The sequence below is a fragment of the Caballeronia glathei genome, assembly GCF_000698595.1.
Classification (GTDB): domain Bacteria; phylum Pseudomonadota; class Gammaproteobacteria; order Burkholderiales; family Burkholderiaceae; genus Caballeronia; species Caballeronia glathei.
This window is the reverse complement of the sequence record NZ_JFHC01000025.1, coordinates 64,192-90,123: the sequence shown is the minus strand read 5'-3', so window position 1 is coordinate 90,123 and position 25,932 is coordinate 64,192. Positions and strand designations below refer to the sequence as shown.

Sequence of the window (25,932 nt, the reverse complement as noted above, 5' to 3'; positions counted from 1 at the left end):
CGCACCGCATGACAGCAGAAAAATCCCGCCTTCGCGTCGCGCTCGTCTGCAACACGGCGTGGGCGATCTACACCTACCGGCGGGGCCTCTTGCGGATGCTGACCGAATGCGGCGCCGAAGTGAGCGTGATCGCGCCGCGCGACCGCACGTTCGAGCCGCTCATCGCGATGGGCTGCCGCTGCGTCGAGCTGCCGGTGGCGTCGAAGGGCACCGATCCGCGCGACGACCTGAAAACGCTCGTCGCGCTCTTTCGCGAGTACCGCGCGACACGCCCGCACGTCGTCTTCCACTACACGATCAAGCCGAACATCTACGGGTCGATCGCGGCGAAGCTCGCCGGCGTGCCGTCGATCGCCGTCACGACGGGCCTTGGCTACGTGTTCATCCAGAAGAGCCGCACCGCCGCCGTCGCGAAGCGCCTGTACCGTCTCGCGTTTCGCTTTCCGCGCGAGGTCTGGTTCCTGAATCAGGACGACCGTGCTGCTTTCCTCGAGCAGAACCTGCTCGCCCATCCGGAGCGCGCGCAGCTGCTGCACGGCGAAGGGGTCGATCTCGACGAATATGCGCTCGCGCCGCTGCCGCCGCGCGAAGGCTTTATTTTCATTTTAATTGGCCGCCTGCTGTGGGATAAAGGCGTCGCGGAATACGTCGAGGCGGCGCGGCGCCTGCGCGTCAGGTATCCGCACGCGCGCTTCCAGCTTCTCGGACCGGTCGGCGTAGACAACCCGAGCGCGATCACCCGCACCGACGTCGACGCATGGGAGCGCGAACATGTGATCGAGTATCTCGGCGAGGCGCACGACGTGCGCCCTCACATCGCGAACGCGGATTGCGTCGTGCTGCCTTCGTATCGCGAAGGTGTGCCGCGCACGCTGATGGAGGCGTCGTCGATGGGCCGCCCGATCGTCGCGACCGACGTTCCGGGCTGCCGCGAAGTGGTGGACGACGGCGTGACCGGCCTGCTGTGCGAGGTGAGGAACGCGTCGAGCCTCGCCGGCAAGCTGGAACGCATGCTCACGATGGACGCGCAGCAACGCGCCGCGATGGGACTGAAGGGGCGCGAAAAGGTTGCCCGGGAATTCGACGAGAAGGCGGTCGTCGAACGCTACAGGGGCACAATACGCGCAGTAAGCGGCATTTCACTTTGATTTTGGAGCGTCTGGAGCACTATCGATGACTGACAACACCAGCGGCAAGGGAACGATCCTCGTGACGGGCGGCGCGGGCTTCATCGGCTCGCACACCTGCGTCGAACTGCTCGAAGACGGCTACGGCGTCGTCGTGATCGACAATCTCGTGAACAGCAACGCGGAGTCGCTCAAGCGGGTCGAGCGGATCACGGGCAAGCGTGTCGATTTCTATGAAGCGGACGCACGCGACGAAGGCGCGCTCGCCCGCATCTTCGACCAGCACCCGATCACGGGCGCGATCCATTTCGCGGCGCTCAAGGCGGTGGGCGAATCCGTGGCGAAGCCGCTTGCGTACTACCGCAACAATATCGACAGCCTGCTCGTGCTGCTCGACACGATGCGCGAGCGCAACGTGAAGAATTTCGTGTTCAGTTCGTCGGCGACGGTGTACGGCGTGCCGCAGAGCGTACCGATCGACGAATCGTTTCCGCTTTCGGCGACCAATCCGTACGGCCAGTCGAAGCTGATCGCCGAGCAGGTGCTGCGCGATCTGGAGGTGTCGGACCCGGCCTGGCGCATCGCGACGCTGCGCTACTTCAACCCGGTCGGCGCGCATGAGAGCGGCCTGATTGGCGAGGACCCGGCGGGCGTGCCGAACAACCTGATGCCGTACGTCGCGCAGGTGGCGGTCGGCAAGCTGGAGCGGCTGCGCATTTTCGGCAGCGACTACGCTACGCACGACGGCACCGGCGTGCGCGACTATATCCACGTAGTCGACCTGGCGCGCGGACACATCGCGGCGATCGACGCGCTGAAGTCGCTCGACCGGAGCTTCGTCGTGAATCTCGGCACGGGCCAGGGGTATAGCGTGCTCGACGTCGTGAAGGCGTTCGAGGCGGCGTCGGGCCGGCGCGTGCCGTACGAACTCGTGGCGCGGCGCCCGGGCGATGTGGCGGCATGTTATGCCGATCCGGCCGCGGCCGAGAAGCTGATCGGGTGGCGTGCGCAGTACGGCATCGAGAGAATGTGCGCCGATCACTGGCGCTGGCAGTCGCAGAATCCGCGCGGGTTTGAGTGAGATTTTTTGTCCCCCTCGATGGGGCGCTGGCGCTTGGGGTTGGGGTTTGTTGAACCGTCTGATGCGCCTGCGCTCCCATGAAACTTGATTTCTTGTTGGTCTAGTAGCTTCGCCCCTGTGCACAAGGTGGGCGCTGGCGCTTGGGGTTGGGCTTTTCTTGTTGAACCGTCTGATGCGCTTGCGCTTCTGTGAAACTTGCATTGATATTGGTTTATTAGCTTCGCCCCTGTGCGGGGCGGCAGTCACTTTCTTTGCTGCTGCAAAGAAAGTAACCAAAGAAAGCAGCTATTGGGTCAGCGGCGTGAGGACGTGACCACGTTTGATTCATTCAGCGTGGCCCGGCCGTGGGAGTGTCCACCTCTGTCCGTCGGGCGGATTGGCACGCGGACCCACCGCGGCATCGCGCCCTTAAACGAAGTGGCAAGGCAATCATTCATCCGTCTCGGCACTGCGTGCCCGACGAAGGGTAAATCGGGTGGTGGGCGCGCGTAGGGCGCGAAACGCGCGCTACGCGGTGGATGGTCGTGGGAACGGAGTCAAGCGATCGGTTGTGGCGCACCCTGTGTCCGAGCAAAGCGAGGACGGAGGTATGACTGCCTTACCACTCCGTTCGAGGGTGCGATAGCACAGTGGGTCCGCGTACCTATCCGCTCAACGTACCGAGGTGGACACTCCCACGGCCGGGCCACTCCGAAAGACTCGAACGTGGTCACCTCCTAACACCGCTGACCCAATAGCTGCTTTCTTTGGTTACTTTCTTTGCAGCAGCAAAGAAAGTGACTGCCGCCCCGCACAGGGGCGAAGCGAATAGACCAATAACAACGCAAGTTTCATAGGAGCACAAGCGCATCAAACGGCGTAAACCCCACAACCCCAAGCGCCAGCGCCAGCACCCCACGAACTACAATACTGTCCGCGTCAAACGAAAAACCGTCGACATCAAAAACGGCTCTCACCGCCGGAGCACCGCCAGGTCCTTACTTCATGCTCAGTTTCGCGCTCGCTTTTCTGATTTCGCTTCTGGTAACGCTATTGATCGTGCGCTTCGCGCATCTTCACGAGGGAGTCCTCGGCGACACCGACCTCGCCGGCGTGCAGAAATTCCACGCGCGGCCCGTGCCGCGCATCGGCGGCGTGGGCATCGTGTGCGGCCTCGCCTGTTCTGCCATCCAGCTGCGCTGGAGCTACCCGGCCGTCTCCGCCGGCATTCTCGCGATCATCGCGTGCGGAATGCCCGCCTTCCTCGCAGGCCTCATCGAAGACCTGACCAAGCGCGTGACGCCCCTCGTGCGCCTCGTCTGCACGATGGCCGCGGCCGCGCTCGCCTACGCCCTGCTCGATATCGCCGTGACGCGCATCAGCGTGCCGCCGCTCGACTTCCTCCTCTCCTACGCGGTGATTTCGTGCGCGGTGACGGTGCTCGCGGTGGCGGCGCTCGCCAATGCAATCAACATCATCGACGGCTTCAACGGCCTCGCCTCGATGGTCGCGGTCATGATGTTCGCGTCGCTCGCCTATGTGGCGTTCCAGGTGCACGACCCGATCGTGCTCTCGGCGTCGCTCATCATGATGGGCGCGGTAATCGGCTTCTTCATCTGGAATTTTCCGGCCGGCCTGATCTTTCTCGGCGACGGCGGCGCGTACTTCGTCGGCTTCATGCTGGCCGAACTGGCGATCATGCTCGTCATGCGCAACCGCGATGTCTCGGCATGGTATCCGGTGCTGCTCTTCATGTACCCGATCTTCGAGACCTGTTTCTCGATCTACCGGAAAAAATTCATTCGCGGCATCTCGCCGGGCATCCCCGACGGCGTGCACCTGCACATGCTCGTCTACAAGCGGCTGATGCGCTGGGCGGTCGGCGCGCAGAACGCGCGCGAGCTCACGCGCCGCAATTCGCTGACTTCGCCCTATCTCTGGCTCCTGTGCCTCGTCGCCGTGATCCCGGCGACGCTCTTCTGGCGCCACACGGTGCATCTGTTCTGCTTCGTGGTGGTGTTCGCTGCCACCTACGTCTGGCTCTACATCAGCATCGTGCGCTTCAAGGTGCCGCGCTGGATGGTGTTCCGCCGGCCGCACCCGCTGAAAAAATAAGGCCGGCGCCAGGCCGGCCTTCGCCGCGGTCTTCGCTGAGATCCTCGTTTGTCGCGTTACGACTCGATGAACGCGAGCAGGTCCGCGTTGACCTTGTCCGCCTCGACGGTGCACATGCCGTGCTGGCCGCCCGGATACACCTTCAGCGTCGAGCCCTTCACGATCTTCGACGCCAGTTCCGCCGCCGCGCCGATCGGCACGATCTGGTCGTCGTCGCCGTGCAGGAAGAGCGTGGGCACGTCGAACTTCTTCAGGTCCTCGGTGTAGTCCACTTCCGAGAACTGCCTGATGCATTCGTACTGGCCCTTCATCGCGCCTCGCATGCCCTGCAGCCAGAACGCGTCGATCACGCCCTGCGACACCTTGGCGCCCGGCCGGTTGAAGCCGTAGAACGGCACCGCGAGGTCCTTGTAGAACTGCGAGCGGCCCGCTGCGACGCCCGCGCGGATGCCGTCGAACACGTCGAGCGGCAGGCCGCCCGGATTCGCCTCGGTCTTGAGCATGAGCGGCGGCACCGCGCCGATCAGCACGGCCTTCGCGACCCGCTTTGTGCCGTGCCGGCCGATGTAGTGCGCCACTTCGCCGCCGCCCGTGGAATGGCCGACGAGCGTCGCGCCGCTCACGTCGAGCGTGTCGAGCAGCTCGGCGAGATCGTCGGCGTAGGTGTCCATCTCGTTGCCTTCCGATGGCTGGCCGGAGCGGCCATGGCCGCGCCGGTCGTGCGCGATCACGCGATAACCCGCAAGCGACAGAAAGAGCATCTGCGCGTCCCAGGCGTCGGCATCGAGCGGCCACCCGTGGGAGAACACCACCGGCTTGCCGCTGCCCCAGTCCTTGTAATAGATCTCGGTGCCGTCTTTCGTTTTGATCGTGTTCATCGTACAGGCTCCTTGGAGGTTGCAACGTTGATAGGCGCGCCAGCGTCCGGGCCCGGCACGCGCGCAAAAGACCCGGATCGGCGGCCGCGCCGGCTACTGCACCGGCGCGGTGGCGCCCGCCATGGGAAGTGTGAAATGCTTGTGTGACGAAGCGAGGTTGCTGCCTTCCCGCTCCGCTTGTGAGGAGTCGATTCGCACTGTACCCCAGAAAAAAAGGGGCGAAGCGGCTGGTCTTGCGCGACGAACCGAAAAAAAACGGGCCACAGCGGCCCGCTTTCCTTTTGCGCGTGCGGGACGATCCGCTCAGGCCGGTGCCGCGCGCGCCATGCGATGCGTCACCTCGTGCGCGACCGCCAGATAGCGTGCGGCCGTATCCGCGAGCGTCAGCCCGCCGAGCGGCCGCTGCGAGCGCGGCTCGTGCAGCGCGGTGACGAGCGCGTCCGCGTAGGCGGCGGTGTCGTCGGGATCGCAGAGGCGCACGCCGGGAAAATCGGCGGCGAAGCCAAACGGGCGAATCGTGCTCGCGACAACCGGCACGCCCGAGGCGAGCGCCTCCAGAAACGCGATGCTGTGGCCCTCGGAACGCGACGGCATCGCGAACACGTTCGACGCGTGAAGGAGATCGGCGACATCCGAACGCGGCCCCTGCAGGCTCACCCGCTCCGACAGGCCGAGCTTCTCGACCAGATCGCCCACGGCCGCGTGGTACGCCGGGTCCTCGATCACGCCGCACAGGAGAAGCCGCGCCAGCGGCTCACGCTCGACGACGCGCTCGAACGCATGCACCGTCGAAAGCTGGTTCTTCACCGACGTATAGCGGCCGATCTGCACGATCTGCGCACGTCCTTCGATCGCCTCGTACGCACGGCTCGCGAAGCGCGCCATGTCGACGCCGTTCGGGATGAGGGTCATCGAAGGGTGGCGGCCGACCGCACCGACGTAATCGTCGATATTGGCCGGCGACACCGCGATCACCGCCCGCGCGCGCCTCGACAGCACGCGCTCGACGCGCCGAAAGAGATCGCGCTCGAAATCGTTGGTCGCGGAATGCATCACGTAGACGACGGGCACCGCGAGCGGCAACGCCCGTGCGTAGAACGCGGGAATGGTCGCGTGCGCGAAGACCACGTCGGCACGATAGCGCCTGAGCGTGCGGTAAAGATTCCACAGCTTGCCGAAGCGGCCGTACATGCGCTGCGGAAAAAGACACTCCACGCCGCTCGCGACCAGCTCGCCGTGAAGCGCGGCGAAGTCGTCGTGCTGCGGCGTGAGCGCCGCGATGCCCACTGTCTCCCCGCTCTTTTGCTGATGTATCGCAAGATCCTTCGCCAGCACTTCGGCGCCTGAAAGGCGCGGTGCGAGAACGAGGTGAAGTATGCGCATCACGCCTCCCTGACGATACGAAAGAGCATCCAGCCCGCAGCCGATCCGAGTCCGAGGGTCATCGCCCAGGCGATGCCGGTCACGCCCCACAGATGCATCGCGACGGGCACGGTCACGCACAGCACGGCCGCCTGGATGATCGAGGCGTGCGTCGCGACTTTCGGCAGTCCGATCGCGCGCAGCCACGACACCAGGACCGCGATCACCGCGCCGATCGCCATGTTGATCACGAAGATCCTGAAGAGCGGCACGGCGGGCAACCAGGCCGGTCCGAGCACGAGTTCGAAAAGCGGCTGCGCGGCGAGGCGCAGCACGATCACGAACAGCGCAAGGCCGATCGCCGCAAGCACGAGATAGCGGTAAAAAAGGCGCCGCGCCGCGTGCACGTCCTTGCGGTGATGCTCGGAGAACGTGGGAAAGAGGTACTGCGACATCGCGATGGCGGCGTCGGCGAGCAGCATCTGCGCGAGCTTCGACGACATCTGGTACGCGCCCAGTTGCAGCGGCCCGAGCAGCTTCGCAACGATCACCTTGTCGAACTGATTCAGCAGAAGATTGACGACACTGCCCGCCCAGATCCAGCGGCTGAAATTCACGTAGTGCCCGATGCCTGCGAACGAAGGCCTGAGCGGCGGGCGCGGCGACATGGTGGTCCAGGTGAGCGTGGTTTTGAGCATGTCGCCCGCGATGAGGCCGATCAGCACGGAGTAGGCGCCCGCGCCGGCGAGCGCGCACACGAGACCGATCGCACAGTCCGCGAACGCCGCTGATGTCTCGATGCCCGCGATCTTCTGGAAGCCGCGCTGACGCGTCACGATGAAATATGCGGGCGACGCGACCCCGCGCACGAGCGGCAGCGCAGCAGCGGCAAGGAGCAGCCCGATCGAGCCGCTCAGGTGAAACTGGCTGCCCATGAACGGGGCGAGCGCGGCGAGCAGCAATCCGATCAGCGCACCGCGCGCGGCGAGCGTCGTCCATACGGCGCCCAGTTCGCTATGGCTCGGCACTTCGTTGCCCTGCACGACGGCTTGCGCGAGTCCGGTGTCGGAAAGTGATTCTGCGATCGCCACCGCGAGCAGGGCCACGCTCACGGCGCCGATCGCCTCGGGCCCGAGAATGCGGCCGATCGCTAGAAACTTGACCGCGACGAGGCCGCGCACCACCACCTGTTGCAGCAGCACCCAGAACGCCGCATCGTGATCGAAGCGGGCACGCGCCGGAAAAAACGGTAGCCGGACTGATCTCACTGAACTTCCCCGCGCTGCTGGACGTTGCGAAAAACGCGGCGCTCCGCGCCTCGCGCGCACGGCCCATGCTCGCCGTACGCGCTGAAAGAACGCTTGCGCACCGCGGGCTGCCACGCCCGGCGCCATGCGTCTGTTGATAGCACAAGTCAGCAAAAGGTACCGTGGCCGTGCGCGATGCGGACGCCAACGCGTAGTCGAAATCGGCCCGATGCGCGCGACGCGCAGGCAACGCCCGAAAAACGCTGGACATTGGCGGCCGTGTGCGAGGGGGCGATGCTAGTGTTGATTTGTATGCACATTGTCATCGACATGACGGATGCCATGGACACCACGGACGCCACCGACGCGATGCCAGAGGACACCGTTCTCATCATCGAGCCCGATTTCAGCGGCCATCGCTGGCGTTACGCCGAATGGGCGGCGCATGCCTACGTGGAGGCCGGCTATCGCTGCGTGATCGTGACGTCGCCGGCCAACGCCGGCCATCCGCTCGTCGAGGCAATCCGTGGCGGGGCGCGGCCGCAGCTGGAGATCGCGCTCGTCGCTCCGCCGGCTCGCACGAGCCGGCGGGGTTTGTCGTCCATCAGCTATGTGCGGTTTCATCAGGATTTCCGGCACGCGTTTCGCGTCGTCAGCCGTGATCGGTCCGTCGCGCTCGTGGTCGTGCCGTACGTCGACTATTTCTTTCTCGCGCTGCCGTTTCTGGGGTCGCCGTTCGGCTCGACGCCATGGGTCGGCATCACGATGCGCTCGAACTTTCATCATTGCGAGGTGGGCGTGAAGGCGCCGCGGCGGCCGCTCGTCAATGCGCTCAAGGCGCGGCTCTTCGTGCGCGCAATCCGCACGGCCGGACTCAGGACGCTCCTCACCATCGACCCGACGCTCACCGAGTGGTGGTCGGCCATCGCGCGCGGCCATGCCGGTCGCGCGCCACGGGATGCGGCGATCGACTATCTCGCCGATCCGTTTCCCGATGCATGCGCCGCCGAACCAGCGCTCGCGAAGGCGCGGCTCGGCCTGGGCGAAGGCAGGCACGTGCTCGTATACGGCGCGATCACCGCTCGCAAGGGCGTCTTCGAACTGGCGTGCGCGCTCGCGGCCCGCCCGGGCGATGCGCATGCGCCGACGCTCGTGATCGCGGGCGCGCAGGACGAGGACGTGCGCGGGCCGCTGCGCGAGGCGGTGGCGAAGCTCGTCCCCGCGCCTGTCGTGATGGACCGCTTCATATCGGGCGAAACGGAACTCGATCTTTTCTCCGCCTGCGACGCGGTGTGGCTCGGCTACAAGGGGCACTACGGCATGAGCGGCGTGCTCGTGCAGGCGTATCGCTTCGGCAAGCCCGTGATCGCGACAGCCGACGGACTCATCGGCTGGTTCTGCCGCACGGGGGAACTGGGCCCGGTGATCGACGACCTCTCGGCTGCGGCGATCAACGGCGCGCTCGACCGCGTGCTCGCTGGCCCGCGCGAGCCGCTGCCCGAAGGGCGGCATCTGCTCGAGCGCAACACGCTCGGCCAGTTCAAGCAGACGCTCAGGCAGACGCTCAAGCAGGTCATCGCCTGAGCGCCGCGGCGCCGCCGCGGAACTCCTTCCCGAACGCGTTCGTTACCCGGAAGTCAGACAGCCGCGTCCCTCACGACGCCTGGCCCCCCACGGCGGGCACGTCGATCGTGCCCTTGCGCTTCGCCGGAAAGAACGCGTCGCGCATGCGCAGGAACGGAAACTCCACTGCGCGCGTGGTGACATACCCCACGATGATCGCAATGGCGAACTGCGCCGCCATGATGACGCCCCATGACGGGATGGCCGGCAGCCCCATCGCCGCCGCCTTGCGGATCAGCATGTCGCCCGGCGCGAGCGCGAGCGAATGCCACAGGTAGATGCCGTACGAATAGAGGCCGATCCAGCCGATCGCCCGATAGATCATCGACGTGCGGATCGCGCCCGAATACTCCAGCGTGAGCACGATGAGCGCGCAGAAGCCGATTGCCTGAATCGTGTAGCCGATGCTCTGGTCGAGCGCCAGGTTCTGCGTGCCGAACGAGATCCATGCGACGAGCGCAACCACGATCGCGACGAGCGTCTTCTTCTTCGCCGCGATCCAGCGATAGGCCGCGGGCTTGAGCCAGTACACGCCCGCGAGGATCACGCCGAACAGCAGGCTGTCGATGCGGTATTGCGTGTAGAAGAACGTTCCCTGCAGGTCTCCGCCCGAGACGGCGGCCGTGCGCACGACGAGGACGAGCGCGCAGATCGCGAAGAGGATGCCGAGAATCGCGTTGGCGCGCAGCCGCAACCGCGCGAACAGGATCAGCAGCACCGGCAGGAACAGATAGAAATGCTCCTCCACGGCGAGGCTCCACGTCTGCGCGATCGACGAGCCGAAATAGTTCTGCATGTGCGTCAGGTTCTGCACGAGAAAACTGCTCGCCGGATGGCGGCCCGCGAACACATGGAAGAGGATCAGCACGTAGTAGGCGGGCCAGATCTTGAACATCCGCCGCACGATGAAGCGTCCCGCGTCGATGCGCCCGTCCTGCGCGTACTGCTTGAGCAGCAGCCCGCCGACGAGAAAGCCCGACAGCGTGAAGAACAGGTTGACGCCTTCGTGTCCGAAGCTCTTGAGCGGAAATTCGATCGCCGCGATGAACGCGCTGCCGGTCGGATACGAATGGAAGTGAAAGCCCATCACTGCGATGATTGCGAGTCCCCGGATGAAATCGAGTTCGATCGATCGATTGGGTCCCTGCACGCGTGTCGCGCCGAACAAGCTCATGGCCTTCCCCCTTCTGCGAAGGTCTTGTCTGATCGCGGTCCTCACGCAAGTGCAGCATTCGCGCTCGAATGAAGGACCTGTTTATTGCGGGCCCGCTGGCCACGGGCCGGATGCCACAAGCCTTGCTGTCCCGAATCCTGGCGCGCACGCTCATCGCGAGAATGCGTCGGTCTCGCCGTTTCCGGCACTTGAATCTTCGGCCCGGAAATCCCCTTCGATCCGCCAACATGCCGTCGTTGGCGGCCATTGGTCACACCAGAACGCAGCGGGTATCGCGCATGGGCGTCGAGCGTGGCGCGCCGCACACAGGCGCCTGTCGTTTCGCGCCGAAGACTAGTCGTAAAGCGCCCGCCCAAACGCAGCGGCGCCGGGCCGCTGATATATTCAACCCACAAATGGGGCGCCGGAAACGGCCGTGAAATCGGAACCGTGCCCGGGGCGCAGCGACGGCTTCACGCGCGGACGGCGGCTTCGGAGGCAATGGAGAGCCTGAAAGGCTTCGGGACCTGAGAGAGAACGCAATGCGCAACAAGTACGCCCTGTTCTGGATCTGGATGTTCCTGCTTCCCCTCGCGTTCGACTACAAGGGCGGGGAAACGGGGAGCAAGGTCATCCAGATCCTGCTCGTGCTGCCCTCGGTGGCCGCGGGGCTCGTACTCGTGCTGCTTGCGCCGCGCATTACGCGCCGCTCGCGGCTGCGCCGCTTCGTCACGGCGGCGCTCATGCTCACCATCGCCGGCAGCGCGGTCACGCAACTCCTGCAGGGCAACGACATCGGCAATTACCTGCGCGTGCTCCTGCCCTTCCTGCTGCTTCTGCTCGGCTACTTCGTCGGCTGCCATCCGTGGAATCAGGAGCGCGTCGAGCAGATCGAGAAGGTGATGTTCTGGTCGATGGTGGTGTCGCTCGTATTCAGCTTCGCGTACGGCATGGCGACGGGCGGGGGACTCGAAAACGTGCGCTTCAGGATCGTCTCCGTCACGTTCCTGTGCCTGCAGGGATTGCTGCTGCACGAGTTCGTGGTCGCCAAGCGCATGACGAAGTTCACCGTCGCGCTCTTTCTCGCGACCATCGTCATCGAACTGCTGAGCGTCACGCGAAGCCTGCTCGTCGGCACCGTGCTGCTGTTCGTGTTCGCGACCTGGATCGCTTCGCCGTCCCTCAGGCACATGCTCAAGGCGGGCGCGCGCGCGGCGATGATCGGCGTGCTGCTCGGCGCGATGGCCTTCGCGTCGGCCGCGTTCTTCCCGAGCGTCGCGGAGCACTGGGCGCAGCGCATTTTCGCGTCGACGGAAACCACGTCGGGACGCGATCCGACCACGATCACCCGCCTCGCCGAAATGAAAGACCAGTACGACCAGACCACGTCGTCGGCGGTCTCGCTTCTCGCGGGCAAGGGCTACGGCCACAACTACCACTATTCGCCCGCGTATCTGCCGTATCTTGCGGGGCAGATGACGGCGAAGGATTTCTACGCGATCAAGGAATGGGCAGCAGGTCACAACTTCTGGGTCTATCAGTTCTTCGCGGGCGGCGTGCTGTTCGGGATCGGCCTGCCGGCCGCCGTGCTCTGGGCGCTGTATCGCGGCGCGATGGCCTATCGCGCGTGGCGGCGCCGCGCACCCGACGTGCTGTTCCTCCCCGTGCTCGGCCGCGCGCTGATGGTGCTCGCGGCGTTGCCCGCGACGTCGGTCGGCGGCAATCCGCTCGGCAACCGCTTTTCGGGCCTCGTGTTCGGCATCGCGCTCGGGTTGCTGGTCGCGAGCTTCTCGCGCATCGCCCACGCGATGCGCATGCGCACGGCGGCGAACGCCGCCATGCATGGACCCGTCTACGGCGCGGCGCCACAGGGAAGCTGGCCGTACGAGGAGCCGCGGGAGATGCTGCCGCCGTCGTATGCGGGCGCTGCGGCGCCGCGCCTCAGGCAACATGAACACGAGGATGAGCGCGGCGAGCCGCCCGGCGGCGCGAGCACGATCGCGCCGCCCGCGTGACGACTGGCGGCTGTTGTCAGGCGCCCGCGCTCCCGCGCCAGGGTGCCCTGAACGTTTTCGATGTTCCGCGCCTCCTGTGAAAGGCAAGGTGCGGGCAAGGACCAACCGGCGAAGCCCATGAAGATCCTCCATTTGCTGTCGACCATCGACCCGCGCGCCGGCGGCCCGACCGAAGGCGTCCGGCAAAGCGGCATCAGCCTCGCATCGACGGGCCACGAAGTCGAAGTCGCCACGCTCGACGACCCGTTGGCGCCCTGGCTCGACGCGTTCCCCCTGAAGCTGCACGCGCTCGGGCCCTCGAGCGGCAACTACGGCCTCTGCCCGCGCCTCGTTCCCTGGCTTCGCGATCACGCGAGCCAGTTCGATGCCGTGATCGTCAACGGCCTGTGGCAATACCACAGCTTCGGCGCATGGAAGGCGCTGCGCGGCACCGGCGTGCCCTACTACGTGTTTCCGCACGGCATGCTCGATCCGTGGTTCAAGCGAACCTATCCGCTCAAGCACCTGAAGAAATGCCTCTACTGGCCGTGGGCCGAATACCGCGTGCTGCGCGACGCCGAGCGGGTCCTCTTCACCGCGGAGGAGGAGCGCGTGCTCGCGCGCCAGTCGTTCAGGCTCTATCGCGCGAACGAGGAAGTCGTGGCGTTCGGCACCCAGCCGCCGCCCACGGATCGCGCGCGCCTGCGCGCGCTGTTTTTCGCCGCCCATCCGCAACTCGCCGACAAGCGCCTGATCCTCTTTCTCGGCCGCATCCACGAGAAGAAAGGATGCGACCTGCTGCTCGAGGCGTTCGCCGCCGTGCGCGACATCGACGCAAGGGCGCATCTCGTGATGGCGGGACCGGACGGCGGCGAATGGGGCGCGCAGCTGCGCGCGCTCGCGGCCGCGCTCGGCATTGCGGATCGCGTCACGTGGACCGGCATGCTCACGGGCGACCTGAAGTGGGGCGCGTTCCATGCAAGCGATGCGTTCGCGCTGCCGTCGCATCAGGAGAACTTCGGCATCGCGGTGGCGGAGGCGCTAGGCTGCGCGCTGCCGGTGCTCATTTCCGACAAGGTGAACATCTGGCGCGAAGTCAGGGCGGACGGCGCGGGCATCGTGGAAACGGATACCGTCGACGGCACCGCCTGCATGCTGCATCGCTGGCTGTGCATGGAGCCCGCTGCCGCCGCCGCGATGCGTGCGCAGGCGCTCGCCACGTTCACGCAGCGCTTCACGGTCGATGCGATGTCGAGGGATCTCGTGCGCGTGCTGCGCGCGGGCGCGCGCCATCGCGACGACGCATTCGGCGCGCCCGTGCAAGCGGCTTCGCTCGAGCGCTGAAGAACGACCCGCCGCGCGATTCAGCCTGCGGCGGGTGTCCCGTACTGCCTAGTCCTTCTGCATCCGCAACGCGAGGTCGCCGGGCATCTGCAACGCCGATGCGGCGAACGGCAGCGCCTCTTCCTGCGGCACGGTCGCGTCTTCAGCTTCGCTCACTGCATCCGGCACGTTCGCGCCCTTGAGCGAGCGTACGAGATGTTCGGCAAGCCTCAGCGTGAGCGCGGTGATCGTGATGGTCGGGAAGTTCGCGCCGACCGTCGGAAACACCGAACTCCCGGCGATATAGAAATTGCCGATGCCGTGCACCTTGCAGTTCCTGTCGACGACGCCTTCCTTCGGTGAATCGTGCATGCGCGTCGTGCCCATGTGATGCCACGTGCCTTCGAGCTGCGCGGGCCACGGCCTGCCTTCGAGCGGCTCGTCGAGCGTCACGTCGGCCACGCCGCCGCGTCTGAGTTCGTCGGCGATCAATTCGACCGTGCGATCGAACGTGCGCTTGACGAGATCGGTGACCTGCCAGTCCACCTTCACGCGATTGAGCCCGAGCCGGTCCTTCTGTTCCGACAGCGTGACGCGGCTGTCGCGGTTGGGCTCCGCCTCCACGATGGTCTGGATCTTCACCTCCGTGATGAGCGGACGCGGCTGCAGCATGCGCGCGAGGCCGAAGCATGCCGTGTCGACGGGATGCGTCATCATGGTCAGCACGTCGGATGCGAAGTTCCAGCCAGGCTGGTCCTTCTTCAGGAGCGCCTGCTTGCAGCGGATCAGCGCCTCGGAACCCGCGGTGTTCTCGCCGCGAAAGACCGAATAGAACCACGCCCTCGCGTTCAGCAGCTTCTCGCGCTCGAGCACGTCCTTCGTCAGCGCGAACTGCGACGAGATGTAGGTGCCGTGCGCCGCGACCGCCGTGTTCTGATAGTGATACTTGATGTCGTAGAGCTTGTTGTGCGTCCATGCCTTCCTGAACTCGACCCTGCCCGACATGATGCGCGGATGGTCCATGAAATAGCGGCCCACCAGATCGTTGCCGTTGCCAAGCCCCGCCGCCTGCACCCGGTTCGACGCGAGCAGGAGGCGCGCGTTCTCGATGCCGCCCGTCGCGAGCACGAAGAGGCTTGCCTTGACCGTGAAGCGGCGCCCGCTGAGCGTGCCCACGTCGATTTCGGTGACGGTCTTCGCTTCGCTGTCGGTGCCGATGTCGAGCGCATTCGCGTGCAGAAAGACGCGCACGTGCCGCGCTTTCACCAGTTGCTCGCGATACACCTTGCCAAAGCGCACCGGCGTGCTGAACTGCGAAATCGTGTCGCGCACCTTGCCGCTCGGAAACGGATGCCGCTTCACGTCCTCGCGATGAATCGCCGATTCCCAGTACGCGGGGTCGAAGTTGTTCTCGCCGAGCCTCAGCCACTTGTGCGTGCGCGCATAGTACGGGCGCAGTTCGTCGAGGCCGAAGGGCCAGCCGCTGTCCTTCACCCAGTCGCGCTTCTCGAAGTCCCACGGATCGAGCGGACGGCACCAGCCGCCCCAGCAGTTGCTGCTGCCGCCGAGAAACCGGCTGCGGCAGCCGTCGGCGAACTCGTACGGCACGCCGACGTTTTCCCCGCGATACAGGTCGCGCGTCTCGTCGTCGGCCTTGTATCCGCCGCTTTCCAGCACGCATGCCGCGATGCCCTGCCGCTCCAGTTCGAGTGCGAGCGTGATTCCCGCAACGCCCGCGCCAATGATGCAAACCGTGGTCTCTATGACTGCCCGCTCTTCTACATTCCGGCTGTCGATGAACATGCCCCGTTCCCTCTCTCGTGCTCGTCGGCGCCCGAGGTTCATCGATCGAACCATTCGCCGTCGTGAATCGCCATTCAATCGCCGCTCCTGCCTGGCGGACCTCGCTCGCCATGCCGGCGCATGCTGCCGCAACGCCCGTGCAGGATTCGGCCGACCTCACCCGCTAGTCTCGACGCGCAATGCCAGCCCGTGGCTGCGCGCGCGGCAGCGGGAACGTTCTTCAATGCCTCCCGTGATGTCTGAACCGGAACCTGCGGCCGGCACGCGGGCCGGACCGATCGCCGCGGGCATCGGACGACGCCCGCGCCGCACGACTCATGTGGGAAAGCGCTTCTTGATGAAGCGCGCCGGATTCCCGCCGTACACGCCTTCCGGCGCGAGCGAGCGATGCACGACCGACAGCGGCGTGACGAGGGCCGAGCGCCCGATCGTCACGCCCATCTGCACCACGCATTTCGAGGTGATCCACACGCCGTCCTCGATCACGATCGGTGCGACGCGCAGGTCCATGTTGCCTGCGGCATCGTGCGATCCCGTGGTGAGAAACGCGCCTTGCGAGACGCAAACGTTGGAGCCGATGCGAATCGTCGTCTGGTTGTAGATCCATGCATCGACGCCGAACCAGCAGTTGTCGCCGACTTCGAGATTCCACGGCGCCTTCACGCGAACGGGATGCGGCATGCGGCAGTGTTGGCCGATGCGCGCGCCGAAGGCGCGCAGGAGCGCGACGCGGATCGACGACACGGGCATCAGCTTGTTGTTGATGACGCACGCCTCGACGAAGAACCATGCAAGCTCGATGGCGAAGCCGCGCTTCGCCACGTAGTTTCCCGGACCCGCCTTCGCGAGATCGATCACCCTGCCCGCCATTGACTCCGTACGGTGCGGCAGGCTTGCGCCCGCACCGTCATGGCCGACGCAATCCTCGCAACTCCCTTCAACCGCCCTGTCCATTTGACCGATCCCCGCGTTGATGCCGCTGCCCGCGACACATGCCGAAACGGGCATTGCCGCGCGCTGCCGATGCGATGAGTCCCGTGATCGAAGGGGCGCTCGATGCCGCGAACGGGGCGCCTCTCATTGGTCATTTGAAATTACCTTTGGTGAATCGATTATGGTTCAAGCGTGCGCAAGCCCGCGTGCGCTACAGCACGAATGGCCGCTCGGGAAAGCCTTTTGGCGTTAGCGGGCGGGCACGCGGAATATGCTGTTTTCATGTATGCGCGGCAGCATCGAACGCGTGCGCCGACGCACTGAAGCGGGCACGCCCATCCACCGTCACGTTCCCTCGGGACGCACTGGAGACACCATGAAACGCGCGATCCGTTCAACGCCGCTCCCGCTCGACAGAACCGCTGCCATCACCGCTGTCTGCGCGCTCTGCGCCTGCGCAGCGCTCGCGGTTTCACCGCGCGCACATGCGGCCACGCTCGCGGACGCGGTCGCAAGCGGCCAGGCGGGCGGCAACGCGACCGAGCTCGATCTGCTCGGCAGCCCGAAGACCTACACCGATCCGTACGGTTCGCCGGTGGACGGCAAGGGCGGACAGCGCGGACCCGTCACGAATGCGCAGACAGCGCGCGGCACGACGCCCACTGACAAGCTGCTCGCACAGCAGGACGGCGTCGACCGGATTCCCGGCGGCGCGGTCCAGCTTCGTCCGCTCGCGCGCAATCGCAATGCACAGGCGATGTCGCCCGAGGGCGCCGCCGCGGCGTTGTACCGGCCGCCCGCCGGCGCCAAGCCGCCCGCGCCCGCGCGCGCGAGGGAAATCTACAAGTCGCCGTGGTAGCGCAACGCGTTGCACCATGAAACAAGGCCGTTCCGGTCTTCACCGGAACGGCCTTTTCGTCGTGTGCATTTCAGAAGCAGCGAGGCGGGTTGCCGGTCGGCGTCACTCGATCTTGTCCGCGCCTTGCACGACGACCGCGCTTTCGTTCACCCGCGCGAACGGCATCTCCGCGACTTCCTGCAAGAGCGCTTCGACCGTAGGCGCCTGAGGCTGAACCTGTGGCCCGCGCGCGCCGGTCAGCGTCATCAGCTTGTCTTCGAGACGACTGAACACCGCCACCGGCGACAACCGCTCTTCCGCAAAGAAACGTCCCTCGGCACCGAAGCGGGCGCGCATCCCGGGGTCGTCCGCGAGCATCGCGATCGCCGACGCCAGCGCCTCTGCGTTCTCCGGCGGCACGGTCACGCCGCGCGTGGACACGGCGTCGAAGAGCTCGGTGCCCGGCTGCGCCATCGCGACCACCGCACGGCCGCTCGCGAACATGCCGGTGAGCTTGGACGGCATCACGAGATCGGCGACATCGCCGCGTTGCGGCAGCACGTGGATGTCCGCGAGATTGAGCAGTTCGTTGAGCCGCTCGACCGGCTGCAGGCACATGAAGCGGCAATTCGGCAGCGCGGCGCAGCGCTGTTGCAGTTCGGCCTTCGTCGCGCCGTTGCCGCAGAAGACGAACACGATGTCCTCGCGTGCGGCCATCGATGCAGCCGCATCGGCGAGCACGTCTAGCCCCTGCTTCGCGCCCATGTTGCCCGAATAGAGCACGACCTTCGCATCCCCGGCGATGCCGAGTTCACTGCGAAACGCGCTTGGCCGGTCGAGCGGAAAGATCGACTGGATATCGACCCAGTTCGGCAGATGGAACACGTTCGTGGCCGCGACACCTTTCTTCAGCGCGCGGTCCATCATCTTCTCGGAGATCGTTGAAACGATATCGAAGTGCTGCATCAGCCAGCGTTCGACGGCAAGCGCCATGCGCCCTGCACGCTCGCTCCTGAGCAGGCCCAGATCGAACGCGGCATCGACTTCGAAATCCTGGATATGCAGCCAGGAACGCGCGCGCGTGAGACAGCTGAGCGCGAGCGCCGCCGGCGCGTTGAGCAGGCTTGGCGCGATGGTCATCACGACATCGGGGCGCCACAGTGCATGTGCGATCAGCCAGGGCAGCGATGCGGCCGCAAACGACGCGAGGTGCACGAGGCGCTTCATGCCGCTCGGGCGCTCGGGCACCCAGAGCGGCGCGCGCCAGAGCCGCACGCCGCGCAGCGTTTCGCGGCTGCTCGACCACGACGAGAATCCCTCGGCAACTTTCCATTCCGGGTAATACGGCGGCGCGCATACCACTCGCACCTCATGTCCGCGCCCGGCAAGCGCCTCTGCCATTTCCGCCGTGTACTTGCCTGTACCGGTCAATTCGGGCGCGTAATTAAGCCCGTAGATAAGAATTTTCATGTGGTCCCTCGCCCGACAATCGCGCCTTCGCCAAGCGTCATCGTTTAAGGCGATCCGGCGCAAGCCCGCGCGCGATGTCGCGCCTCTCGGGCCTCCTGCACAACGCACCTCCTGTTCCTCCCTTTAGTGATCCATCAGTCCATCAAGTCGATCAGTCCATCAGTCCATCAGTCCATCAGTCCATCAGTCCATCAGCATGAGTGCGCAGCCGCGCGCGATGTTCGCCGCGGCCGACGGCGGATCGAAGCGCTGGATCACGTCCATGCAGCGCTTCGCGGCGCCCGCGGTATCGGCGAACGCCTCGATCGATTTCAGCATCGTGCGCTGCAGGCTCGCGACATCGCCCGCGGGAAACGCATAGCCCGTGACACCGTCGATGACGAGTTCCGGCACGCAGCCGCAGCTCTCGCTCACGATCACCGGACACCCGTGGGAGAGGGCCTCGTTGGTGACGAGACCCCACGGCTCGCGCACGCTCGGCAGCACCATGCACGTCGCCCCGAAGTATTCGCGCGACAGCGGCTCGTCCTGCAGGCTGCCGAGAAAATGCACTGAAGCCCCGAGGCGCGCATCCGCCACCTTCTGCCTGAGCGCGTCGCCCATCGGCCCGGTGCCGACGATGCGCAGCGTCGCATCGGGGACGCGCTCCGTGATGCCCGAGAACGCTTCGAGCAGCGTGCCGATGCCCTTTTCCTCCGACAGCCGCCCGACGAAGAGAAACACGGGCGCGTTGCCCTGCCGGTAATGCAGGCGATCGGGCAACGCCGCTTGCGGCGAGAACGAGCGCGGCAAAGCCGCGGCCTGGCACGGCACGAAGATCCTCTCCTGCTTCGCGCCGAGCGACATCAGATATTCGCGGCTGCGCGTGCCGAACGCGAAATAGCCGTCGCAAAACGAGAAGAAGAGGCGCTTCGGAATCGACGTCACCATGCGGCGCGGACGGTCGCGCGCCGTCGAGTCGCAGAACACCGCGCGGCGCTTTCCCGTCACGATGCAGGCCGCGAGCATCGCCCAGTACTCGGGGCGGTGATAGCCCGGCAGCACGACCAGATCGCACTTCGTCCTGAGCACTTCCCACGTGAGGCGCGCCGCCATCCGCCAGGTCGGGACGTCCTCGTAGCAGCCGTCGTAGAGCTTCTTCATCGGGTAGCGATGGAACGAATAGTCGACCTCCGAGAAGCCGAGGCGATCGTGCTCGGTATCGGCGATCTGAACCATCGAATAGCGGATCGAGCCCGAGCCCGAAATGCTGTGCAGCGCGGAGAGCACCGCGCCCTTGTGACGGGACCAGACGACGTTATGAAAAATCGTGACCGAAGGTGCCATTTTTCTGTCTTCCCTGGAGGTGGTGCCGCCCTCTACGCCCTCTACTCGCACTACGGCATTGCTCAATACCCGCTCACGCGGCAACCGCCCGCGGCGCGGGCGTCGCTTCGCGAGCGAGGAAGTCCTCATAGGTCGCACGGATGCCCTCTTCGAGCGGTATCGATGCGCGCCAGCCCATCGCTGCAAGCTTCGATACATCCAGCAGCTTGCGCGGCGTGCCATCGGGCTTGGTCGCATCGAACACCAGCTCGCCCTCGAAGCCGACCACACGGCACACCGTCTGCGCAAGCTCGCGGATCGTCAGGTCCTCGCCCACGCCGACGTTGAAGAGCCCCTCGCCGACATCGCTCTCCATCAGGAACGCGGCGGCCGCGGCCAGATCGTCGACATGCAGGAACTCGCGCCGTGGCGTGCCCGAGCCCCAGACGCAAAGCGCGCTCTCGCGTCGCAGCTTCGCCTCGTGCGCCTTCCTGATGAGCGCGGGCAGAACGTGGCTGCTCTGCAGGTCGTAGTTGTCGTTCGGGCCGTAGAGGTTGGTCGGCATCAGCGAGACGAACTTCGTGCCGTACTGGCGGTTGTACGACTCGCAGAGCTTGAGCCCCGCGATCTTCGCGATCGCGTACGCCTCATTGGTCGGTTCGAGCGCGGAGGTGAGCAGGTACTCTTCCCTGATCGGCTGCGGGCACGCCTTCGGATAGATGCACGACGAGCCGAAGAAGATCAGCTTCGAGACGCTCAGGCGGCATGCGGCGTGAATCACGTTCGTTTCGATCGCGAGGTTCTCATAGATGAACGACGCGGGCATCGTCGAGTTCGCGAGGATGCCGCCGACGCGCGCCGCCGCGAGAAACACCACGTCGATGTGCTCCTCCTCGAAGAAGAGATTCACGCCGCCCTGATCGATGAGATCGAGATGCGCCTTGGTGCGCGTCACGATGTTGCGATAGCCCGCGTCCGCGAGATGGCGCACGAGCGCCGACCCGACCATGCCCCTGTGTCCCGCGACGAAGATGCGTGCGTTCTTGTCCATGGCCGTTCACTCGTGATGTTCGAGAGCCTTGAAACCCGCCAGCGTGACGAGCGCGTCGCGCCGCGCGATCTGGAAATCGGCGCGCACCATCTCCTTCACGAGGGACGAAAACGTTGTCGTCGGACGCCAGCCGAGTTTCGCGTGAGCTTTCGAAGGATCCCCCAGCAGGGTTTCGACCTCGGTCGGCCGGAAGTAGCGCGGATCGACGCGCACGATCACGTTACCCGGCGAGAGCTTCGTTTCGCGGCCTTCCACGCGATCGACAACACCCACTTCATCCACGCCCTCGCCTTCGAAGCGCACATGCACGCCGAGCTCGGCAGCCGCCTGCTGCACGAAGTCGCGCACGCTGTACTGCACGCCCGTCGCGATCACGAAGTCGTCCGCGTATTCCTGCTGCAGCATCATCCACTGCATCTCGACGTAGTCGCGCGCATGACCCCAGTCGCGCAGCGCGGACAGGTTGCCGAGATACAGGTCGTCCTGAAGTCCCACCGCGATGCGCGCGATGGCGCGCGTGATCTTGCGCGTGACGAACGTCTCGCCGCGCACGGGCGACTCGTGATTGAACAGGATGCCGTTGCACGCGTACATGCCGTAGGCTTCGCGATAGTTCACCGTGATCCAGTACGCGTAGAGCTTCGCGACCGCATACGGGCTTCTCGGGTAGAACGGCGTGGTTTCCTTTTGCGGCGTTTCCTGCACGAGGCCGTAGAGTTCGGAGGTCGACGCCTGATAGAAGCGTGTCTTCTTTTCGAGCCCGAGAATGCGGATCGCTTCGAGAATGCGCAGCGCGCCGAGGCCGTCGGCGTTCGCCGTGTATTCCGGCTCCTCGAACGACACCGCCACGTGGCTCTGCGCCGCGAGGTTGTAGATCTCGTCGGGGACCACGCGCTGCACGATGCGCAGGATGCTCGACGAATCGGTCAGGTCGCCGTGATGCAGGAAAAGCTGCTGGCCCGCTTCATGCGGATCACGATACAGATGATCGATGCGGTCCGTGTTGAAGAGCGAACTGCGGCGCTTGATGCCATGCACCTCGTAGCCCTTCGCCATCAGCAGCTCGGCCAGGTAAGACCCGTCCTGCCCGGTGATGCCGGTGATCAATGCGACTTTGCGATTCATTGTCTACCTCGCGGTTGCGATTGCAATGCGGCGCGCGCGGGGACGCGCGCCGCGTCCTTCACCGGCATGTCATTCGGAAATGCTTTCGTATCCGTAGTAGCCGGCATAGGTGCTGCCCATCAACATCTTCGACTGGGGTACGTCGGTGAGCAGCACGCCCTTCATGTTCACGCCCCCGTGGTGCAGGCGCTTCATGGTTTCGCCTATCTCCTGCACCTGGTTTTTGCCGTGGCGCACGACGAGCAGGCTCGTGCCGGCATGCTTGCCGATCACCGTCGCATCGGTGACGGCGAGGACAGGCGGCGTGTCGACGATCACGAGGTCGTAGCGCAGCTTCAGGTCGTCGAGAATCTCGCCCAGCCGATCGCTCATCAGAAGCTCGGACGGATGCGAGGGCAGCGAACCCTTCGTGATGAGGTCCACGCCGGGCAGCACGTCGTGCAGGATCGCGGCCGATACGTCGGCGCCCATCAGCACGTCGGAGAGACCCGGCTGATGGCGCACGCCGAAATGCGAGTGGATGTCGCCGCGGCGCATGTCGCCGTCGATCAGCAGCACGCGCTTGCGCGTCGAGGCGACGAGTGTCGCGAGGTTCACCGACAGGAACGACTTGCCCGCTTCCGGGCGCGATCCCGTCAGCATCACGACGTTATTCCTCGCATCGGCAAGCTGCAGTTGCAGCGACGTGCGCAGGCCGCGAATGCCTTCGACAGCCGCGTCTTCCGGCGCCTGTGCGGCAAGCACGTGCAGCCCTTCGCGGCGCATGCCGACCTTGCGCTGGAGACGCAACTGATGGGTGCTGCGCGGCACGATGGCGAACACGCGCACGCCGAGCTGCTTCTCGATTTCTTCCGGACGCTCCACGCCGCCGTAGAGGGCCTTGCGGATGAACGCGACGAGGATGCCGAGCACGAGGCCCACGCCCGCGCTGATCAGGATCACGATCAGGCGCTTCGGACGCACGGGATCGTCGGCGGCCTGGGCGAAGTCCACCACGCGCACGTTGCCGATCTGCCCCGCCTTGGCGATGCGCAGTTGCTGAGCGCTGTTCAGCAGGTTCGTGTACAGCTCCGTGTTCACGCGCACGTCGCGCAACAGGCGCAGGGCGGTCTGCTCGGTGTCGGGCAGCACGGAGACGCTGCGGCCGAGGCGCGTCTGCGCACCGGCAAGCGCGCCGATCTGCGCGTCGAGCGCCGCCACCGACGGATGGTTCGCCGTGAACCGCTGCGAAAGCTCGGCGCGCTGCTGCTGCAGATCGGAGAGCTTGGTCTTGTTGTCGACGATCTGCTGCAGCAACAGGCGGCTCTCCTCGCTCAGATCGACCGTGCCCTGCCGATTGCGAAACGTGTTGTAGCGCTGCTCGGACTCGTCGAGCTGCTTCCTCAGCTCGGGCAGTTGCTGGTCGAGGAAGGCGAGCGTGTGCTCGGCTTCGGCGGAGCGCTTGTCCACGTCCTGCTGCACGAAGCGGCGCGCGATGTTGTTCACGATGGCCGCGGTCTGCCGGCTGTCGCCGCCTTCCAGGCTCACACTGATGATGCCCGACTGCAGCGCGGTCTCGGCCACGGTCAGGCGCTTTTGCAGGGCGTCGATGGTGCCGAGCGTCGAGGCGCGCTGCAATTCGAACTGCGCGCCGGGGGCGCCGACGAGCTTGTCCACCTTCAGCCGCACGGGCCCGAGCGAGCTCGCCCCGGTGACTTCCGCTCCCACCTTGCCGTTCAGGATCGCGATGCCGTCCGGATCGTTCAGCACGTAAGTGCCGTGCTCGCCGGCGACGAGCGTGAACGTCTTGCCGTACTGCTCCTTGGGCGTGTCGAAGAGCGGCACGTCGATCGCCTCGTTGCCCCACGCGAAGCGGGACATGTAGCCCGCGGGCATCGGGAGACTGAAGGTCGAGAGCACGCTGGTCACCATGCCGCCGACGAACGGGAAGTAGCGCGGTCCGGCCGCGATGTCGAGATGCAGGCGCCGCACGGTGTCGTCGACGACGAGCCGCGAGCGCAGCAGCTCGATCTGCGCGGCCGTCGTCGACTTCGCGTCGAACATCTGCGACACGGTCTGCACCGCGTTGGCGTTCGCGTTGTTGTTATTGTTGTTGCTCTCCTCCACCTGGATCAGCGCGTCCGCCTTGTACGTCGGCGGCGCGATGAATGCGTATGCGGTACCCAGTGCAACCGCGACGAGCATAACGAGCGTCACGAGCTTCCAGTTGCCGAGAACGGCCGCCAGATAGTCCGATAATCGCAACTCGTCTCCCGTCGAGACGTCCGAATATCGCGTGTCAAAGTTCATGGCCATGGTGTCGCTCGCTCAATCTGACAATTGCATCGGGTCGGCGCGCGCGGGGCGCGCCATTGGTATGGATTACTTCGTCACGATCGCTGCCGTCAGACCTGCGTTGATGGCCGGCAACAACAGGTTGAGCACGCGGCTGAAGCGCACGAGCCCGCTGTTGTCGATATAGACGACGTCCTTCGGCTGCAGGTCGAAGTTGTTCGCCAGCAGCATCGAAACCGGCGAGCGCGCGTCGAGCTTGTAGATCTCGGGCTTGTCGGTCTGGCCGTTGCGAATGACGTACGTCTCCTTCGGATTCGACGTTTCCGGGTTCACGCTGCCCGCCTGCGAGATCGCATCCGAAAGCGTGAGCTTGCCGTTTCTCATCGGAATGACGGTGGCCGGCCTCGTCACTTCGCCCATCACGTAGACGCCGTTCTCGTCGCGCGAATCCACGCGCAGCATGTCGCCCGGCCTGAGCACGATGTTCGACGGGCTCTTGCCCTTCGCCACGAGCGCCGGGACGTTGATCGGGTACGTCACGCCGTCGCGGATCAGGGTGAGGCGGCTCTGGTCCGCGGTCGGCGCGAAGCCGCCTGCACGCCCGATCGCTTCGGTGAGCGTCATCGGAATGTCGTTGATGGTCTGCGCGCCCGGCGTGCGCACGTCGCCGTCGATGTATATCTGCGACGAGCGGAACGATGAGACACGCACGGTCACCTGCGGCTTCACGAACACCTTGGACAGCTCGGTGTAGAGCTCGCGCTGCACCTGCTCGGCCGACTTGCCCGCGACGTGCATGGTCTTGCTCACGTACGGGAACTGGAGGTTGCCGTCGGCATCGACGACGAAGCCGGGCCCCGCGTCCGAGGGGCGCGTGGTCGGGTTCGGCTGGCCGAGGGCCGCCACGAGTTCCGGGTGGTCCCAGACCGTGATCTGCAGCACGTCGCCCACGCCGAGCTTGTACGGTCCCGCCGTGCCAAACAGGTTCGCGAGCGGATCCGCCGTTGCCGTGGCGGCCTGGGCGCTATGCATCTTGCGCACGAGCGAGAGATCGATCGGCGTGATCGGAATCTGCACTTCGCTCGCCGGATCGCCGTTGTCCTGGCTCGTTTCGACGAGCGCCGGCGGGCTCACCATGCGCATGCCCGGCGAAAGGCTGCATCCGGTAACGAGCGTGCAAAGCGTGACGGCCGCAGCCAGAGCGCTGAGCCGGAAGCCAGGCACGCCGCGAGCGATTGTCGTCGACATGGT

19 protein-coding genes are annotated in these 25,932 nt (G+C 65.6%); 7 read left to right on the top strand and 12 right to left on the bottom strand.

Annotation, left to right across the window (positions count from 1 at the left end; translation table 11 throughout):
* The first annotated feature begins 8 nt into the window (after window positions 1–8).
* The 3 genes from BG61_RS17190 (at window position 9) to BG61_RS17180 (ending at window position 4,302) form a co-directional block, all read left to right on the top strand.
* Entirely contained in the window at window positions 9–1,148 is a 1,140-nt protein-coding gene (locus tag BG61_RS17190) for a glycosyltransferase family 4 protein (RefSeq protein WP_035931058.1), read from the top strand.
* Window positions 1,149–1,173: 25 nt separating this feature from the next.
* Window positions 1,174–2,208 (top strand): UDP-glucose 4-epimerase GalE, encoded by a 1,035-nt coding sequence (gene galE, locus BG61_RS17185; RefSeq protein ID WP_035931057.1) that lies wholly within the window; start codon window positions 1,174–1,176, stop codon window positions 2,206–2,208.
* A gap of 984 nt (window positions 2,209–3,192) precedes the next feature.
* Window positions 3,193–4,302: an MraY family glycosyltransferase gene (locus tag BG61_RS17180; RefSeq protein WP_035931056.1), complete on the top strand. Its 1,110-nt coding sequence runs from the start codon at window positions 3,193–3,195 to the stop codon at window positions 4,300–4,302.
* A 56-nt stretch (window positions 4,303–4,358) separates the two neighbouring features.
* Here BG61_RS17180 and BG61_RS17175 read toward each other — a convergent pair whose 3' ends face one another.
* The 3 genes from BG61_RS17175 to BG61_RS17165 all read right to left on the bottom strand — a co-directional run bounded on the left by BG61_RS17175 (window position 4,359) and on the right by BG61_RS17165 (window position 7,810).
* Window positions 4,359–5,180 (bottom strand): alpha/beta fold hydrolase, encoded by an 822-nt coding sequence (locus BG61_RS17175; RefSeq protein ID WP_035931055.1) that lies wholly within the window; start codon window positions 5,178–5,180, stop codon window positions 4,359–4,361.
* A 303-nt stretch (window positions 5,181–5,483) separates the two neighbouring features.
* The gene (locus tag BG61_RS17170; protein WP_035931054.1) at window positions 5,484–6,563 is read right to left on the bottom strand and encodes a glycosyltransferase family 4 protein; all 1,080 of its coding nucleotides are present in this window, start codon (window positions 6,561–6,563) and stop codon (window positions 5,484–5,486) included.
* On the bottom strand, window positions 6,563–7,810 hold the full coding sequence (locus BG61_RS17165; protein ID WP_035931053.1) for an oligosaccharide flippase family protein: 1,248 nt from the start codon (window positions 7,808–7,810) through the stop codon (window positions 6,563–6,565). Before BG61_RS17165 ends, BG61_RS17170 begins: the two co-directional genes overlap by 1 nt.
* A gap of 321 nt (window positions 7,811–8,131) precedes the next feature.
* Between BG61_RS17165 and BG61_RS17160 the strand changes: the two genes are divergently transcribed.
* Complete coding sequence (locus BG61_RS17160; RefSeq protein WP_035931185.1) at window positions 8,132–9,373, top strand: glycosyltransferase; 1,242 nt, start codon at window positions 8,132–8,134, stop codon at window positions 9,371–9,373.
* Between the two features lie 70 nt (window positions 9,374–9,443).
* On the opposite strand, the gene BG61_RS17155 is transcribed toward BG61_RS17160, so the two are convergent.
* A complete protein-coding gene (locus tag BG61_RS17155) occupies window positions 9,444–10,586 on the bottom strand; it encodes an acyltransferase family protein (protein ID WP_035931052.1) in 1,143 nt (380 codons plus the stop codon).
* Between the two features lie 521 nt (window positions 10,587–11,107).
* Between BG61_RS17155 and BG61_RS17150 the strand changes: the two genes are divergently transcribed.
* Together BG61_RS17150 and BG61_RS17145 are read left to right on the top strand one after the other, a co-directional pair.
* On the top strand, window positions 11,108–12,580 hold the full coding sequence (locus BG61_RS17150; protein ID WP_035931051.1) for a hypothetical protein: 1,473 nt from the start codon (window positions 11,108–11,110) through the stop codon (window positions 12,578–12,580).
* Between the two features lie 117 nt (window positions 12,581–12,697).
* Window positions 12,698–13,903, top strand: coding sequence for a glycosyltransferase (locus BG61_RS17145; protein ID WP_035931184.1), 1,206 nt, complete (start codon window positions 12,698–12,700; stop codon window positions 13,901–13,903).
* Window positions 13,904–13,951: 48 nt separating this feature from the next.
* Here BG61_RS17145 and BG61_RS17140 read toward each other — a convergent pair whose 3' ends face one another.
* Window positions 13,952–15,685: an FAD-dependent oxidoreductase gene (locus tag BG61_RS17140; protein ID WP_035931050.1), complete on the bottom strand. Its 1,734-nt coding sequence runs from the start codon at window positions 15,683–15,685 to the stop codon at window positions 13,952–13,954.
* 315 nt (window positions 15,686–16,000) lie between these two features.
* Window positions 16,001–16,555: a DapH/DapD/GlmU-related protein gene (locus BG61_RS17135; protein ID WP_051672591.1), complete on the bottom strand. Its 555-nt coding sequence runs from the start codon at window positions 16,553–16,555 to the stop codon at window positions 16,001–16,003.
* 439 nt (window positions 16,556–16,994) lie between these two features.
* Between BG61_RS17135 and BG61_RS39280 the strand changes: the two genes are divergently transcribed.
* Window positions 16,995–17,477: a hypothetical protein gene (locus BG61_RS39280; protein WP_051672590.1), complete on the top strand. Its 483-nt coding sequence runs from the start codon at window positions 16,995–16,997 to the stop codon at window positions 17,475–17,477.
* 102 nt (window positions 17,478–17,579) lie between these two features.
* Here the strand turns inward: BG61_RS39280 and BG61_RS17125 are convergent, their stop codons facing one another.
* From BG61_RS17125 to BG61_RS17100, 6 genes are all read right to left on the bottom strand, one after another.
* The gene (locus tag BG61_RS17125) at window positions 17,580–18,926 is read right to left on the bottom strand and encodes a glycosyltransferase WbuB (protein ID WP_035931049.1); all 1,347 of its coding nucleotides are present in this window, start codon (window positions 18,924–18,926) and stop codon (window positions 17,580–17,582) included.
* Window positions 18,927–19,109: 183 nt separating this feature from the next.
* Window positions 19,110–20,252 (bottom strand): glycosyltransferase family 4 protein, encoded by a 1,143-nt coding sequence (locus BG61_RS17120; RefSeq protein ID WP_035931048.1) that lies wholly within the window; start codon window positions 20,250–20,252, stop codon window positions 19,110–19,112.
* A 73-nt stretch (window positions 20,253–20,325) separates the two neighbouring features.
* The gene (locus tag BG61_RS17115) at window positions 20,326–21,282 is read right to left on the bottom strand and encodes a GDP-L-fucose synthase family protein (RefSeq protein WP_035931047.1); all 957 of its coding nucleotides are present in this window, start codon (window positions 21,280–21,282) and stop codon (window positions 20,326–20,328) included.
* A gap of 6 nt (window positions 21,283–21,288) precedes the next feature.
* The gene (gene gmd, locus BG61_RS17110; RefSeq protein ID WP_035931046.1) at window positions 21,289–22,407 is read right to left on the bottom strand and encodes a GDP-mannose 4,6-dehydratase; all 1,119 of its coding nucleotides are present in this window, start codon (window positions 22,405–22,407) and stop codon (window positions 21,289–21,291) included.
* A 69-nt stretch (window positions 22,408–22,476) separates the two neighbouring features.
* Complete coding sequence (locus BG61_RS17105) at window positions 22,477–24,702, bottom strand: polysaccharide biosynthesis tyrosine autokinase (RefSeq protein WP_035931045.1); 2,226 nt, start codon at window positions 24,700–24,702, stop codon at window positions 22,477–22,479.
* 66 nt (window positions 24,703–24,768) lie between these two features.
* Complete coding sequence (locus BG61_RS17100) at window positions 24,769–25,929, bottom strand: polysaccharide biosynthesis/export family protein (protein ID WP_035931179.1); 1,161 nt, start codon at window positions 25,927–25,929, stop codon at window positions 24,769–24,771.
* Window positions 25,930–25,932: the final 3 nt, after the last annotated feature.

Bases quoted from the DNA above. Each gene is read 5' to 3' on its own strand.
- BG61_RS17190 (WP_035931058.1), top strand. From the start codon at position 9: ATGACAGCAGAAAAATCCCGCCTTCGCGTCGCGCTCGTCTGCAACACG.
- galE (WP_035931057.1), top strand. From the start codon at position 1,174: ATGACTGACAACACCAGCGGCAAGGGAACGATCCTCGTGACGGGCGGC.
- BG61_RS17180 (WP_035931056.1), top strand. From the start codon at position 3,193: ATGCTCAGTTTCGCGCTCGCTTTTCTGATTTCGCTTCTGGTAACGCTA.
- BG61_RS17175 (WP_035931055.1), bottom strand. From the start codon at position 5,180: ATGAACACGATCAAAACGAAAGACGGCACCGAGATCTATTACAAGGAC.
- BG61_RS17170 (WP_035931054.1), bottom strand. From the start codon at position 6,563: ATGCGCATACTTCACCTCGTTCTCGCACCGCGCCTTTCAGGCGCCGAA.
- BG61_RS17160 (WP_035931185.1), top strand. From the start codon at position 8,132: ATGGACACCACGGACGCCACCGACGCGATGCCAGAGGACACCGTTCTC.
- BG61_RS17155 (WP_035931052.1), bottom strand. From the start codon at position 10,586: ATGAGCTTGTTCGGCGCGACACGCGTGCAGGGACCCAATCGATCGATC.
- BG61_RS17150 (WP_035931051.1), top strand. From the start codon at position 11,108: ATGCGCAACAAGTACGCCCTGTTCTGGATCTGGATGTTCCTGCTTCCC.
- BG61_RS17145 (WP_035931184.1), top strand. From the start codon at position 12,698: ATGAAGATCCTCCATTTGCTGTCGACCATCGACCCGCGCGCCGGCGGC.
- BG61_RS17140 (WP_035931050.1), bottom strand. From the start codon at position 15,685: ATGTTCATCGACAGCCGGAATGTAGAAGAGCGGGCAGTCATAGAGACC.
- BG61_RS17135 (WP_051672591.1), bottom strand. From the start codon at position 16,555: ATGGCGGGCAGGGTGATCGATCTCGCGAAGGCGGGTCCGGGAAACTAC.
- BG61_RS39280 (WP_051672590.1), top strand. From the start codon at position 16,995: ATGAAACGCGCGATCCGTTCAACGCCGCTCCCGCTCGACAGAACCGCT.
- BG61_RS17125 (WP_035931049.1), bottom strand. From the start codon at position 18,926: ATGAAAATTCTTATCTACGGGCTTAATTACGCGCCCGAATTGACCGGT.
- BG61_RS17120 (WP_035931048.1), bottom strand. From the start codon at position 20,252: ATGGCACCTTCGGTCACGATTTTTCATAACGTCGTCTGGTCCCGTCAC.
- BG61_RS17115 (WP_035931047.1), bottom strand. From the start codon at position 21,282: ATGGACAAGAACGCACGCATCTTCGTCGCGGGACACAGGGGCATGGTC.
- gmd (WP_035931046.1), bottom strand. From the start codon at position 22,407: ATGAATCGCAAAGTCGCATTGATCACCGGCATCACCGGGCAGGACGGG.
- BG61_RS17105 (WP_035931045.1), bottom strand. From the start codon at position 24,702: ATGGCCATGAACTTTGACACGCGATATTCGGACGTCTCGACGGGAGAC.
- BG61_RS17100 (WP_035931179.1), bottom strand. From the start codon at position 25,929: ATGTCGACGACAATCGCTCGCGGCGTGCCTGGCTTCCGGCTCAGCGCT.